We start from the raw sequence: 14168 nt of genomic DNA on the forward strand, positions 1-14168 counted from the left end.
TGCTATAAATCATTTAATAGAGTGAGCGAAATTTTATAATGTTACATTATCATTCAGAAAAATCTACGAAATCTTCCCATAAAAAATCTTCATTCTCTTCGCTTGCAATTTTTGTTCCTTATCTTTTGCGCTATCGTTGGTTGTTTATCTTTGCTTTTCTAGCGTTATCTGTTGCTGCTCTTGTCACATTAGCTTTGCCTGTGGCTATCCGCCAAATGTTTGATCATGGGTTTTCTACTTCAAGCCATGGACATATCAATTTTTACTTTGGAATTTTGTTTATCTTAGCCTTGTTTCTCGCTTTTGCTTCAGCAGCCCGTTATTACTGTGTTATCACCTTAGGAGAACGGATTGTTGCCGATTTACGGCGTGATGTGTTTGTCCATATTATGAAACTCTCTCCTGCTTTTTTTGATCGGTCACATTCAGGAGAGATTGTTTCAAGGCTTCTAACCGATACCACACAAATAAAATTAGCTGTGGGCTCTACCGCCTCTACCGCTTTGCGTCAGCTGATTATCGTGATCGGAGCCGTCGTGATGATGGTGATCACCAATGCTAAATTATCTTTGCTGGTTCTGGCTGCTATTCCTATTGTGGCCATTCCCTTGGTGGTCTTTGGACGTAAAGTTCGCTCTCGTACCCGCGCGGCGCAAGATCGTCTCGCAGATGCTAATGCTGTCGCTACAGAGCAGGTAAGTGCTATTCGCACTGTGCAAGCTTTTACCGCTGAAAAACTCGTTACAATACGTTTTTCACAATTGATAGAACGTGCTTTTCAAACAGCACGTGCTTCTGTGATCTTGCGCTCCTTTTTTACGGGGTTTGCAATTTTTTTGGTTTTTAGCAGTGTGGTTGCTGTTTTATGGATCGGATCGCGCGATGTTTTGAATGGAACGATGACAGGAGGGACATTAGGGCAATTTGTCCTTTATGCGGTTTTTGGAGCTTCTACTTTTGCGCAATTATCGGAATTGGGAGCAGAATTAATCCAAGCAGCAGGTGCTGCTGAGCGGCTTGCCGAATTGTTACAAGAACAACCTACTATTGTAGCACCTAAAAATCCTTTATCATTGGCGCAACCTGTTCGAGGTGAACTTGTTTTTGATCAAGTTGATTTTACCTATCCTTCTAGACCACAAGAGAAGGTTTTACGCTCGCTTTCATTTTCTGTAAAAGCAGGCGAAACGGTTGCTTTTGTTGGGGCTTCTGGAGCAGGAAAAAGCAGCATTTTTTCTTTGATCCTTCGTTTTTATGATCCAATAAGTGGAACAATTCGGTTGGATGGCATGGAAATTAATCGCCTTTCTTTACAAGATTTACGCAGTGCAATTTCCTATGTTCCACAAGATGTTGCTATTTTTGATGGAACATTGCGTGATAATATTATTTTTGGAACTGAAAATACCCATGAAGAGGAAATCCTTGCTGCTGCTAAAGCGGCTAATGCACTTGAATTTATTCAAGCTTTACCAGATGGCTTGGATACGCAAGTAGGAGAACGCGGTACCATGCTTTCTGGGGGGCAAAAACAACGCATTGGTATTGCGCGGGCAATTTTAAGAAATGCACCTCTCTTGCTGCTTGATGAAGCAACATCGGCTTTGGATGCAAACAGTGAAAAGTTGGTGCAAGACGCTTTAGAAGGATTGATGCAAAACCGCACAACATTGGTCATTGCGCATCGTTTGGCAACAATTTTAAAAGCAGATCGCATTCTTGTTATGGATAAAGGCGCCCTTGTGGAAGAAGGAACGCATGCCGAGCTTGTGGCAAAAAATGGCGTTTATGCCTATCTCGCAAAATTGCAATTTTCACCTGAGTGAGTGATCTTGATACAAGAGCAGTACTTGGGCAGCAGTACTTGGGCGTGAATACCGCGCTTTACAGGCAGAGGATTATTAATTTAAGGGCTCATGGAAAAAAGAGGGATAAGAATTAAGATGAAAAAGAGGAGCAAGAATTGAGGCAGTTTCTTTTTGAATTACAGGTTGTTCTTTTTTCTGCATAAGGTAGATCATTTTTATAAAAACGCTTCTATGTACAGAATATAAAACGATGCCAAGTTAATCTCTATGATTAAGGTGTGCAAAGAACTCTCTTCATAATAGAGCCGTCAGGTTGTTTATTATAAAGATAATTCATTATTTTTCGTGAGAAATCCTAATACCATAGGATTTTCTCATGTCAAACCCTCATAGTGAATCAAACAAAATCTTTTGCTTGCACATCACAAGCAGAGTTGGCGTGTGAAGTGAAACGGTACAAGAAAGGAGCAAAAGCCTCTCTTACCCCTTTAAGTTCCAAGAGCTGTCAAAACATTGGGGCGCTGAAAGAGTATACGCTGGCAAAGAGTATACTGGTGCTCGCTTGCTTGAGGCCCTTATGCGGCTCACACTTGATAGGCTCTAGGGACACAAGCTCTACCCTAAAGACTAACCACACTCTTTAAAAAAAATTAATATGAAAAATTTTTCATGCCCTCTATCTCAGCGCTCTAAACAATAGTGTTTACCGAAAATCATGACAAACTGTAATTTATAAATACGCTTCTCATCTGTAAAAGTATCCTTTTATTCTCTTTTAAAAAACGAACATTTTTTGAACATTGTTTGCAGATTCTTATTATTGAAAAAGAGCAAAGATTTTTTTAGCGTTTTTGGGTGTCTCTATAATTTTTGTGTGAGTGCGTATGAGCAACAGCTTTTGTAATAAACCCGCTTTTGGCAAAATTGTAAAATTTTATCAAATTTATTGTTTGTAAATATCACCACGACCACTGTCTTTTCTTGAAGACATGCAACCTAAAAACACTTTCTCTTTGCTCATAAATCGTCTCTCCAACTCTCTCTTCCAATCATAGCCTATAAAAGTAAGGATAGAGTGCTTTGATTGAACACCATCTTCTCACCCCTTCCAAGCCCCCATATATTTTACAGCTCTCAATTTTATAGCACCCCCTGTCGTGCTTTAAGAAGGCATTTTAACGATGATAGGAACGTGTACAAAAGTATCTAGAGCAATATCTTTTAAATAATGGAGATTGCTTATTGCTTCACACTTTTGTTTATTCCGTTTTTTAATGGGATTTTGTTCCTCACGGAAAACAGAACGCCCTTTTGTTGCAGTTTCATGGGCTTGTTTTAAAGATATATCTCTCAAAGAGCACCCAAGTCCATTTCGCGACGGCGTCCATGAATGCTATAACAGTAAAGCTATTGAGCACCTTCATCTTTACGTTTGTGAAGAAGCAAGACGGCACCATCACACTCTTTGCTAGCTCAGAGCAATATCTTTTAAATAATGGAGATTGCTCATTGCTTCACACTTTTGTTTATTCCGTTTTTTAATGGGATTTTGTTCCTCACGGAAAACAGGAAGCCCTTTTGTTGCAGTTTCATGGGCTTGTTTTAAAGATATATCTCTCAAAGAGCACCCAAGCTTATTTCGCGACGGCGTCCATGAATGCTATAACGGTAAAGCTATTGAGCACCTTCATCTTTACGTTTGTGAAGAAGCAAGACGGCACCATCACACTCTTTGCTAGCTCGTGGATGTTGCGACAACATTTGGCACTAGAGAGGGGGCATAGGAGGCATTTATAGTCTCCTTTCTTCTATATTTTTACCCACACGCTAGCCCCGCTTGTGATGTGCAAGGGAATAGTTTTGATTGATCCAAGATAAACAGATTTGAAATGAGAAAACCTTACGTTATTCGGGCGACTAATTCAATATAAATAATGCTAAATTATCATTATAAATCAATATATTGTACAAATATGATATATCTTTAGAGTCTTTATGTTTTAAAGCTTGCACGAAATCATAATTTTTTTGTATAGCGAGCCAAGTGTGTGCAAAATACACACCCCTAACCATTTCAAATCATTCAGCTGTTTCAGTAACAGATAAGCCAAGTTCTACGATTATATCTTCAATCACAAATTCACCGAAGTGCAGAGGATTTTCATCATTTTTTAGCACTCACTCTTCAGTGATCCTCTAGATAATTAACTCATTCGGCATCTATACCAGCAAAGCGAAATATTACATGCTAATTTTCCTTTACATTCATTAACCAAGAACCCTCAAAATGACCTTTTAGCGGATAGAGCCAAAAGGATGAGTCATTCAAAAATCATTTGGTGATATAACTATATCAAGAGCACCGAGAATATGTCTTAGTTTCTAAGGATAGGCGATTTACTCCCTTTTATCGTATCAGTCTTGTAGAAGGCTTTAAGTCTTTTATGTTTAAATCAAAAAATCATAATTGGATTATATTGCATAAAGATGCTTTTTTTCATTTAACACACGATAAGGTACCTTTTAGGGCTCATAAGAAGTTTTCCCCTTATATCATGATTTCAGAGCTGCATGAGAAGAATAAAAGATGATGTGGCTTAATAAGAGAGTTTGTTCATAAGTCGTTTGGGTGTCTTAAGGTCAAGGATGCCGTTAGGCGGCCTCTGTAAGGTTTTCCTTGAGCTTGAGAACAAAGGCTTGTTAGTCCTTCGTTAAACGCGGGTTTGATGTTATGATTTTGGAGAGCGATTATGAAGAATTTGAGAGGCAGACAGCCTCTCATTTTTTATTTATACACAAACGAAGGGCGCTTTTTTTATTCAGGGAGAATAAGAACATACCCAGGAGGTGCTAAACGGAATAAGAGAGCGTCGTAACCCCACGCAGCAGACATGCATACAACAGAAAAAACGCCTTCAAAAATTGTTAAGAATAATGCGTACGATATAGCGGCTTCATTTGCTGCTTCGCGGCGTTCTATGAGGTATCCGAAAAAAAACAAAAAGCACCGCTAATCCACTCGCACCCGCAAAGAAGCTTAGTATGGCATGAATCGGTCCACGAAGACGGAATAGGATAAGAAAAATTATGAAAATAAATACTGTAAAGATCCCTTCGAATACCTCACGCACCATATTGCACAATTTTCTCATCATAATTGCAGAAACGCTCTGTTCTGCGTATCGATTTTTTCTTTTGATGCTTATATTCTTAGAAGATATACTGTCATTCTTAGAAGATATGCCGTCCACAATTCCCCCCATTTTTAAGCAAAAACGCTATAAACTTAATCGCTTATAATTATATCATCACAAAAGACAGGAAAAATTTATTCATTTTAACGAAAAAATAGGTGTTTTATTGAGGGGCAAATCTATTTTCTTTTGCAAGAGTTTTCAATCTGTTCGTCAATAGAAAGTCTACCCCCATTGAACAGGAAACTATCCTGATGCACAAAAATTTCATAAGCTGTATGTCTAATCAATTCAGAAATCGTAATTCTTCAATCTACCAGCTTATCCACCTTTGCAACTACACTCAAATGGATTCTGCTGATGATAAGTAATGATAACATGAAAAAACATCACACTATCAAACTCTTCAATACAGTATTTGCTTTATGATTTTCACTCAAAAAGCAAGTGCCTACTTCATGAACGACAACACACTAAGATGCTGCGCATTCACAAATTTTCTAGCATTATCTTCCCTTCCTACAACCCTCCCGCAATCTTATCTCTCAGATAGCACCCATTAAAGACTTTTAAAATATCCAAGAAGAAAATTTTCTGAGAAAGCTTTCAAGCCTAAAATGCCCCCGCCATTTTATCCATGGTGAGGGCATCCCAAATCACGTAGAAACATGCAAAATCTCCCCGCATTTAAGAACAGAGCTTGTGCTTCAAATGCTCGCTTTTTCTTGCTCTTTTGTCCATTGGCCTAAAGCCGCAAGATGGTTCATCCGAGCACGATGACTAAAGGCTTTCTGTGCAACAGCAATATTTTCATCTTTTCCAGCCCATGCTTTTAAGGCTGCTGCTTGCAATGCGCGTCCATAGGAAAAGGTCAATTTCCAAGGCAATGAGCCTAAAGAATTCATGGCAGATAAATGCGCTGTTGCTTCCTGATCGGACTGTCCTCCAGAAAGAAAAGCAATTCCTGGAACAGCAGCAGGAACCGTTTGTTTAAGCACCTGGACGGTCTTTTCAGCAACTTCTTCAACACTAGCCTTGCGTGCATCCTTGCCATCAATCACCATATTGGGCTTTAAAATCATCCCCTCCAAAAGAATACGGGCTTCAAACAATTCTTTAAAGACAGCCTGTAAAACAGCGCGTGTCACCTCAAAGCAACGCGTAATGGAATGCCCACACGACGGTCCATCCATTAACACTTCCGGTTCAACAATGGGCACAATATTCAACTCCTGACACAAAGCAGCATAGCGTGCGAGAGCTTGTGCATTTTGGTTGATGGCCCCTCTTGTTGGCAAAGTATCGGCATTAATAGCAATTACCGCCCGCCATTTAGCAAAACGTGCTCCCAAAGCATAATAGTCTTTTAGCCGCTCACGAAGACCATCCAACCCTTCGGTAATTGTCTCTTGGGGAAAAGCAGCCAATGGTTTGGCTCCCGTATCAACTTTAATGCCTGGTAATGCCCCCGTTTCACGAATAAGATCTGTCAACATTTGTCCAGTTGATGCTTTTTGTCGAATGGTTTCATCAAATAAAATGACTCCAGAAATGGCATTTTCCATAGCTTCTTTTGCACTAAAAAGCATTTCACGATAAGCACGGCGACTATCTTCATGAGATTCAACACCAATGCTTTCAAAACGCTTGCCAATGGTTGCCGTACTTTCATCTGCTGCTAAAATACCTTTACCTGCATACACCAAAGAAAGTGCAATATCTTCAAGCCGTTCGTTCATAAAAAAATCCTCTTTATTTTGTCTTTAAATTTTCCAAAAGTGCGCACCACGCGCGATATACTCTACATAACAACACAGTTCTTTTTTTAGCTGCTCTTTAAATAGACATTTAAGCTTGCATAAGGGCAAAAATGCCAGGTAAAATCTTACCTTCCATCCATTCCAAAAAAGCTCCTCCAGCAGTCGAGAGATAAGTAAAATCATTGGCAACACCAGCATGATTAAGGGCAAAAACCGTATCGCCCCCTCCCGCAATTGAAACCAATTTCCCTTTTTGACTACGTTCTGCTGCATGGCGTGCCACGGCAATTGTTCCCTTATCAAAAGGAGGCATCTCAAAAACACCAAGGGGACCATTCCACACGAGGGTAGCAGCTTCATCAATTGCAGCATTGATATGCACAATAGAACGTGTACCAATATCCAATATCATGCCATCTTGTGGAATATCTTCAATATCATAGAGACGATGTGGTGCATTTTTTTCAAAGCGAAAGCCAACAACAGCATCTACCGGAAGCAGAAGCTTACATTGACACTCTTGCGCTTTTTTAATGATTTTTTTAATCGTTTCCATCAATGTATGTTCACAGAGTGATTTTCCAACATGAACACCTTGCGCCGCTAAAAAACTGTTGGCCATGCCCCCACCAATAACCAAGGAGTCGACTTTTTCCACCAAATGATTGAGCACAAAAAGCTTACTAGAAACCTTGGCACCTCCCACAAGGGCAATTACAGGACGTGTTGGATTGCCCAATCCTTTTTCTAATGCCTGCAACTCTCCTTGCAAAGAACGCCCCGCATAGGAAGGCAACAAATGTGTTATGCCTTCTACCGAAGCATGGGCACGATGAGAAACTGAAAAAGCATCATTAACATAGAGATCGCCATTATGGGCTAAAGCCTCAGCAAAAGAACAATCGTTTTTTTCTTCCCCTGAATGAAAACGAACATTTTCAAGCAGTAAAACACTCCCATTTTGTAATGCTTCAACAGCTATCTGTGCTACTGTACCGATACAATCAGGAGCAAAAGCAACCGGCTGATTAATGATCTTTTCCAATACTTGTACAACAGGACGGAGTGAAAATTCTGGCTCTACCTTTCCTTTAGGGCGACCACAATGAGAAAGCAGAATAAGTTTAGCACCACGCTTTTGTAGCTCAACGAGTGTTTCTTTATGTCGTACAAGACGTGTCTCGTCACAAACTTTGCCCAGTGCCATAGGAACATTAAAATCCACGCGCACAAGAACACGTTTTCCAGTGACATCAACATCATCAAGTGTGTGAAAACCCATCACTTTTTCCTCTTTATTTTCCATGTGTTTTACATAAAAATGTATCTGCCTAACTTTACTCTCACTTAATGCTTCTCTGTTTTTAAACGCTTCTCTGCTTTTACATGAAAAGGATCTGCTTTTTTTGTTTTTTTCAAACTTTGTCTCGTTTAAATCGCATTCTTTTGAATTCTGTTTTCTCTTGTATTTTTTAAAATCATGTATGTTATTAAAATAAACTGCACCATTCATTTCTCAACAGCGTCTTCTCTTCAACACACGAGACAATCATCTTTATCTCCTTTTTTAAAGAATGTGCCTTAACTTTTACAAAAACGAGACTTTTTCTTATTCTTATAAGAAAAGGACCCGAAGGTCCTTTTTTCTAAATTGTTTGAGCAAAAGCTACAGCCGTATCACTCATACGGTTAGAAAAGCCCCATTCATTATCATACCAAACCAGAACACGACAGAGCTGACCATCAATTACTTTGGTTTGATCATTGTGGAAAATCGCTGAATGAGGATTATGATTAAAATCACAACTCACAAGTTTTTCTTCTGTCGTGTCTAAAATTCCCTTCAGAGGACCTCGTGCAGCCGTAGTCATAGCTGTGTTAATTTCTTCAATTGTTGTGGAACGCTTAGCGGTAAATGTTAAATCAACTACAGAAACATTAGGGGTTGGAACACGAATCGACACACCGTCAAGCAGTCCCTTTAATTCTGGCAAAACCAATCCTACAGCTTTCGCTGCTCCTGTTGAGGTAGGAATCATAGAAAGAGCTGCCGCACGTGCACGATAAAGGTCACGATGCATTGTATCCAATACAGGTTGATCACCTGTATAAGAATGAATGGTTGTCATGAAGCCCTTTTCAATGCCCACTGTGTTATGCAAAACGTGGGCAACAGGCGCCAAACAATTGGTGGTACAAGAAGCATTTGAAACAACGCGATGCTCTTTGCTTAAAGATTGATGATTAACCCCATAGACAACCGTAAGATCTGCTCCTTCAGAAGGCGCAGAAACAAGAACACGCTTTGCTCCCGCATCTAAATGAGCACTCGCTTTATCACGCGCCGTAAAAATGCCTGTACATTCTAAAGCAATATCGATATCCAAATCTTTCCAAGGCAATTGTGCAGGATCACGTTGTGCGCATACCTTGATTAATCCACCCCCTACATCAATGGCATCCCCCACCACCTCAACAGTTCCAGGGAAGCGCCCATGAACTGAATCATAGCGCAACAAATGGGCATTTGTTTCCACAGATCCTAAATCATTAATTGCAACCACTTTAATATCTTGTCGTCCACTTTCTACAAGCGCACGTAAAATATTGCGTCCAATACGACCAAACCCATTAATTGCAACACGAACCGTCATTTCACATGTTTCCTCATCAATTTTTAAAAGCACACCATTTAAAACACAATAAATAGGTATTTCATCAATCCCAAATCATTAATTCCTATAACGTCAATATCTTGATTAATCACTTACTTATCCACAATAATGCACAAGATCATCCACAACACTGTACAGTATAGACGCCCTACGACCAAACCAACTCATGACAACACAAGTTGTCATTTTGTCTTTTCCTCTTTGATCTTTCCAAGCTCTTTTTCTGCGATTGCCACGACATTTTCACATGTAATATTAAAATGTGCATAAAGGGCATCAATCGTTCCACTTGCCCCAAAGCTATCCATGCCAATAAAGATACCATCACAGCCGATAAAAAGTTCCCATCCTTGGGCGACGGCAGCTTCAATAGCAATTTTAATCGGTGCCTCTCCAATGAGAGCACGCTGATAGGAGCAAGATTGTTGAGAAAATAGTTCAAAACAAGGAACAGAAATCACACGCGTTGGGATATTTTTTTCTTCTAAAACCGCATGTGCTTGTACCGCAATTTGCAATTCTGAACCGGAAGCAAATAAAGTCACTTGCGCTTCATCACTGGCCGTTAATAATTCATAAGCACCAAGCATACAGAGATTTTCTTCTTCATACTCTTGACGCAAAAGCGGTAGATTTTGTCGACTCAAAGCCAAGGTAGAAGGTGTTCCGCGTGCTTTCAAAGCCAATTGCCAACACTCGACTGTCTCCATGGCATCAGCAGGGCGAAATACAAGATGATTAGGCATGGCGCGCAGGCAAGCCAAATGCTCCACAGGTTGATGTGTAGGACCATCCTCACCAAGACCAATAGAATCATGGGTCATGACATAAATTACCCGCAACCCCATAAGAGAAGACAAACGCATAGCGGGACGCATATAGTCAGAAAAGCATAAAAATGTTCCCCCATAAGGAATAAAGCCCCCATGAAGAGCAAGCCCATTCATTATAGCACCCATTGCGTGTTCGCGAATACCATAATGGAGATAGCGCCCTGAAAAATCATCGGCAGAGATACTTTTCATTTGGCTGCTTTTTGTGTTATTGGACCCCGTTAGATCGGCAGAACCACCAATGGTTTCCGTAATGACTTCATTGATCACTTCCAGAGCCATTTCCGAAGCTTTACGCGTAGCAACAATAGGGCGCTCTTCAACGAGTTTCTGTTTATAAGCATCGATAGCGCTATCAAATCCCCCCACAAGATCACCACGCATCAATCTTTCAAACTCCACCCGTTCTGATACAGGGAGATCAGCCAATTTTGCTTCCCACTTTTGCCGTTTTTTAGCGGCATTAAGCCCCGCTAAGCGCCAACTATCGAGAATATCGGCTGGAATAACGAAAGGCTCTGCCTCCCAGCCTAAAGCGATACGGGTTTCAGCAATTTCTCGTGCTCCCAAAGGGGCTCCATGAACTTTATTGGTTCCAGCCTTATTCGGTGCTCCAAAGCCAATGGTTGTTTTACAGGCAATTAACGTTGGTTTATCACTTTCGCGTGCTGCTTCAATGGCGCTTGCAATTGCGCCTTGATCATGGCCATCCACTTTGTGTGTATTCCAACCGCACGCTTTAAAACGCGCAATCTGATCTGTACTGTCAGCAAGAGAAATCTCTCCATCGATAGAAATATTATTATCGTCCCACAACACAATAAGCTTGTTGAGTTTCAAATGACCAGCAAGGGAAATTGCTTCTTGAGAAATCCCTTCCATAAGGCAACCATCACCCACCAACACGTAAGTGTAATGGTTGATAAGATCACCAAAACGGGCATTTTGCAAACGTTCCCCAAGCGCCATCCCCACGGCATTCGCTAACCCTTGTCCGAGAGGACCAGTGGTTGTTTCGATTCCCGCCACATGCCCATATTCTGGATGTCCAGCAAGTTTTGCCCCTAATTGGCGAAAATTTTTGAGATCTTCAATGCCAATATCTTCATAACCAGAAAGATACAGCAGAGCATAAAGCAACATAGACCCATGTCCTGCTGATAACACAAAACGATCACGGTTAGGCCAACGAGGTTTTTGGGGGTCATGAGCAAGGAATTTCGTATAAAGAATCGTAGCAATATCGGCTGCCCCCATTGGCAAGCCCGGATGACCAGAATTTGCTTTTTCAATCGCATCAATAGCAAGAAAACGGATAGCATTGGCCATCTGATTTTGTTGTGGGTTGTTTTTCATAAACGATAAACCATTTCGTTAAGTACGTTATTCTGTTGCTTTTTCCGTATTCTCTTTAAAAATTCCTGAGAAATACTATTTTCTAATCTTCAGCGTGAGACTTCTTGCCGCTACTTTGATCACATTTAAATAACATTCCCCTCACGCATCCTGTATATTCATGTCATTTATGCCAATATACTCAAAAAATCCAGCTTTTAATTCATATCTATCCCCTGCTTTGCTTGCTAAAATATCCTATATCCTTAAAAATAAAATGCACGCAATACAAAAGTGTAAGTGATTCGTTTTTGCATAACGCATTGATAAAGGATATAATTACCCAAAGGATAAAAGCAATGAACCAAGAGACTACGGTTCTACAAGATGCTCTAGAACAACTGGAAAAAGCACTCAGAACCTTAGAGATCACCATAATAAATCGCAATGCCGTTATTGATAAAAATAACGAATGGGAAGAAGAAATTCAACGAATGAATGCTGATCGCAGCCATCTTGCCCAAGCGCTTGACAAAGCTGAAGCCCAAATTGAACGCTTAGAGTCCGTAAACAGAGAAGTTTCCAAACGTCTTATTAAAGCAATGGAAACGATTCGTGTCGTCATTGATAGATAAAGGTTTGAATGTATGGAAACTGTTTCCGTTACCATTGATGGTAAAGTTTATCGCATGGCTTGTGACAAAGGGCAAGAACGTCGTCTTATTGCGCTTGCTGCTCAATTAGATCAATATATCACACATTTAAAGAACAATTTTGGTGAAATTGGCGACCATCGTTTATCGGTTATGGCCGGCATAATGATTATCGATGAAATGGAAGAGATAAAACGAGAAAATAAAAAATTACAAGAAGACTACAATGCTCTTTTACGACTCCACAATGAAAGAGATCGTACTATGGGAAAAATTATGCGTGACACCACACAACGTATTGAAAATCTCACCAATCAATTGCTCAAAGATGATCAAAATAGCACACACATTCAAGAACAGGAACAAGAACAGGAAGACTTCTAAACGCACATCAGCGCGTAATAAACCAAAGACTTGACTTGCCTCTCACACCCTACAGAATCAAAACCCTAAAACCCACATCAGTCTGTAAACAGGTTGGATTCTTAATCAAGACTGGTTTTTCTTGGCTTGCACTTCATGTGATTGACATGCATTAAGCGCAACAAACAAGGACTTTCCCGAATATCCAACGCCTCTTAAAAAACGCTTAAACGTTTCAAGGAGGCTTGTATCATTACGCTTCAAATAAAGTTTCTTTATGCCGCGCATCAAGATAATAAGACCAATATCATTCTAAACAATCATAGAAATTACAACAGAAACCAGCAAAGCATCCTTCAAGAATAAACATCTCTATTCCACTTCCCCAAAAGCTCTAGTTCTATCAAAAGTCCTTGTTCCCCTCGATAGCACCAAGCAGATTCATATATAGAGGGATATTTAAAATATATTTTAAATATAACCTTATTCTCTTAGTATCATGGTATAATGCAAAAATTTTCCGTGAAGTGTATCCCATCCATTGAGTCGCATCTTTACACTGATGAATGTACAATCCGGTATCATCTATTTGCTCACTTGCGACGTTTAATCGTTATGGTATGGAAGGTGATAGAGAAGGGGAATTTTTATATTTTACCTGTGATTTATAGGTTGCTTTCTTGTGATGTGTGAATGTTTTTGATTGATTTCGTTTGTGCTCTTTAAAGCTGCTGTTTGTTATATGTATAATGTATAAATTCCCTAGGTATGACTATCTTTTTACTTGTTTTGACCTTTGCTGCTGTTTTCTTTCCAGGCGAGCCTTTATCCAAGAGGGATAAAAGTGTATAAACTGAAGTTTATGGCAGAGACGATTCGTATTATAGGCATTGATCCCGGATTACGGCATACAGGGTGGGGCGTTATCGATCTTGCAGGTAATCGTCTTCAGTTTATTGCAGCAGGGACGGTTTCTTCTAATGTACAGTGTGATCTAGCTTCTAGACTCTGTCAGATCCACAAAGGTCTTTCAGAGGTTATGCATCAATTTATGCCCCATGAGGCCGCTGTGGAACATGTGTTTGTCAACAAAGATGCTACGGCAACTTTAAAACTTGGGCAAGCGCGCGCGATTGCGCTGCTGGTTCCTGCGCAAGCAAATCTTCCTGTTTTTGAATATGCTCCCAACAAAGTGAAAAAATCGGTTATTGGTGTTGGGCATGGTGCTAAAGAACAAATCCATATGATGGTAAAAGTTCTCCTACCACGGGCTGAATTTGATAGCAGTGATGCGGCTGATGCTCTTGCTCTTGCTCTTTGTCATAGTATGCATCGTAAGCGTATTGACCAATCTTATCAGGCAAGGGTGGCGATATGAGTGGGGTGGCAAGATGATTGGCAAATTAAAGGGCACCCTTGAACATATCTTTGATGATCATATCCTTCTTGATGTGCACGGTGTGGGTTATGTTGTTTTTGTGTTGAATTGGTTTATGCATTATCAGAGTATTGACCAATCTTATCAGGCAAGGGTGGCGATATGAGTG

Annotated in this window: 9 protein-coding genes and 2 pseudogenes; 5 read left to right on the plus strand and 6 right to left on the minus strand. The window is 40.2% G+C overall.

Going from position 1 to position 14168, the window contains the following annotated elements:
* Positions 1 to 35 precede the first annotated feature (35 nt).
* Positions 36 to 1826, plus strand: coding sequence for an ABC transporter transmembrane domain-containing protein (locus ACFINC_RS01700; protein ID WP_375615981.1), 1791 nt, complete (start codon positions 36 to 38; stop codon positions 1824 to 1826).
* 1180 nt (positions 1827 to 3006) lie between these two features.
* Here ACFINC_RS01700 and ACFINC_RS01705 read toward each other — a convergent pair.
* From ACFINC_RS01705 to tkt, 6 genes and pseudogenes are all read right to left on the minus strand, one after another.
* Positions 3007 to 3281: pseudogene (locus ACFINC_RS01705) on the minus strand (integrase); the annotation flags it as partial.
* Position 3282: 1 nt separating this feature from the next.
* Positions 3283 to 3569, minus strand: a pseudogene (locus ACFINC_RS01710) (integrase); the annotation flags it as partial.
* 2140 nt (positions 3570 to 5709) lie between these two features.
* Positions 5710 to 6741 (minus strand): class I fructose-bisphosphate aldolase, encoded by a 1032-nt coding sequence (locus ACFINC_RS01715; RefSeq protein ID WP_375615822.1) that lies wholly within the window; start codon positions 6739 to 6741, stop codon positions 5710 to 5712.
* Between the two features lie 109 nt (positions 6742 to 6850).
* Positions 6851 to 8044: a phosphoglycerate kinase gene (locus ACFINC_RS01720; RefSeq protein WP_375615982.1), complete on the minus strand. Its 1194-nt coding sequence runs from the start codon at positions 8042 to 8044 to the stop codon at positions 6851 to 6853.
* Between the two features lie 364 nt (positions 8045 to 8408).
* Positions 8409 to 9416: a type I glyceraldehyde-3-phosphate dehydrogenase gene (gene gap / locus ACFINC_RS01725; RefSeq protein ID WP_375615823.1), complete on the minus strand. Its 1008-nt coding sequence runs from the start codon at positions 9414 to 9416 to the stop codon at positions 8409 to 8411.
* 203 nt (positions 9417 to 9619) lie between these two features.
* On the minus strand, positions 9620 to 11626 hold the full coding sequence (gene tkt, locus ACFINC_RS01730) for a transketolase (RefSeq protein WP_375615824.1): 2007 nt from the start codon (positions 11624 to 11626) through the stop codon (positions 9620 to 9622).
* Between the two features lie 338 nt (positions 11627 to 11964).
* On the opposite strand from tkt, the gene ACFINC_RS01735 reads away from it, so the two are divergent.
* The 4 genes from ACFINC_RS01735 (at position 11965) to ACFINC_RS01750 (ending at position 14165) form a co-directional block, all read left to right on the plus strand.
* Complete coding sequence (locus tag ACFINC_RS01735; protein ID WP_375608427.1) at positions 11965 to 12240, plus strand: DUF4164 domain-containing protein; 276 nt, start codon at positions 11965 to 11967, stop codon at positions 12238 to 12240.
* Positions 12241 to 12252: 12 nt separating this feature from the next.
* Positions 12253 to 12642, plus strand: a complete 390-nt coding sequence (locus ACFINC_RS01740; protein WP_375615825.1) for a cell division protein ZapA — start codon at positions 12253 to 12255, stop codon at positions 12640 to 12642.
* A gap of 841 nt (positions 12643 to 13483) precedes the next feature.
* Positions 13484 to 13999 carry a crossover junction endodeoxyribonuclease RuvC gene (gene ruvC / locus ACFINC_RS01745; RefSeq protein ID WP_375615983.1) on the plus strand — a complete coding sequence of 172 codons (516 nt, stop codon included), beginning with the start codon at positions 13484 to 13486 and terminating at the stop codon, positions 13997 to 13999.
* A gap of 13 nt (positions 14000 to 14012) precedes the next feature.
* Positions 14013 to 14165 carry an OB-fold domain-containing protein gene (locus tag ACFINC_RS01750; RefSeq protein WP_375615826.1) on the plus strand — a complete coding sequence of 51 codons (153 nt, stop codon included), beginning with the start codon at positions 14013 to 14015 and terminating at the stop codon, positions 14163 to 14165.
* Positions 14166 to 14168 lie beyond the last annotated feature (3 nt).

Origin of the sequence: Bartonella sp. AP58NXGY, assembly GCF_042195785.1 — a bacterium.
GTDB lineage: Bacteria > Pseudomonadota > Alphaproteobacteria > Rhizobiales > Rhizobiaceae > Bartonella.

Excerpts from the sequence above, each read along its gene's own strand:
- gap (WP_375615823.1), bottom strand. The coding sequence starts at position 9,416 with ATGACGGTTCGTGTTGCAATTAATGGGTTTGGTCGTATTGGACGCAAT.
- ACFINC_RS01735 (WP_375608427.1), top strand. The coding sequence starts at position 11,965 with ATGAACCAAGAGACTACGGTTCTACAAGATGCTCTAGAACAACTGGAA.
- ACFINC_RS01750 (WP_375615826.1), top strand. The coding sequence starts at position 14,013 with ATGATTGGCAAATTAAAGGGCACCCTTGAACATATCTTTGATGATCAT.
- ACFINC_RS01720 (WP_375615982.1), bottom strand. The coding sequence starts at position 8,044 with ATGGGTTTTCACACACTTGATGATGTTGATGTCACTGGAAAACGTGTT.
- ACFINC_RS01715 (WP_375615822.1), bottom strand. The coding sequence starts at position 6,741 with ATGAACGAACGGCTTGAAGATATTGCACTTTCTTTGGTGTATGCAGGT.
- ruvC (WP_375615983.1), top strand. The coding sequence starts at position 13,484 with ATGGCAGAGACGATTCGTATTATAGGCATTGATCCCGGATTACGGCAT.
- ACFINC_RS01740 (WP_375615825.1), top strand. The coding sequence starts at position 12,253 with ATGGAAACTGTTTCCGTTACCATTGATGGTAAAGTTTATCGCATGGCT.
- tkt (WP_375615824.1), bottom strand. The coding sequence starts at position 11,626 with ATGAAAAACAACCCACAACAAAATCAGATGGCCAATGCTATCCGTTTT.